The sequence below is a fragment of the Pedobacter sp. ASV12 genome (genome assembly GCF_016429155.1).
Lineage (GTDB): Bacteria > Bacteroidota > Bacteroidia > Sphingobacteriales > Sphingobacteriaceae > Pedobacter.
The window spans coordinates 1-413 of record NZ_JAELUC010000322.1; the positions used below are offsets into that span (position 1 = coordinate 1).

Consider the following 413-nt stretch of genomic DNA (forward strand, 5'->3'; position numbering starts at 1 on the left):
TTCAGGCAGGTTAATCTTTTTTGGGTATTCGATCGCAATGGGCTTGCTGTCCAATATCTGATTGATCGTTTTAAAGGGATAAACGCCCATTTTAAAATTCTGCAGGGTGATGATGGTACGGTTCTTTGCGATACTATGGTAAATAAATGATGCATACCCATCCCAGCTTCCCGTATGCCCAAAATTAATGCGGTCTTTTTCACCAGAAAGGTCGAGGCCGAAACCGTAGGAAACATTTCTACCGTTTGTGGTCTTGGTTTTGGCGGTCATCAGTTCGAATTCTGCAGACGAGAAAAATGAGTTTGACGCCAAAGCATTGATCCACTTGTAAATATCCAGGATTGTCGAGTTAACTTTAGCGTTACCGACAATGCCATCAAGATAGTAGACCGAACTGTCACCATAATTAGGAT

At 42.1% G+C, this 413-nt stretch carries 1 pseudogene; it reads right to left on the bottom strand.

The annotated features are described in order from the left end of the window. A pseudogene (locus JHD69_RS20505) lies at positions 1-413 on the bottom strand (serine hydrolase domain-containing protein); the annotation flags it as partial.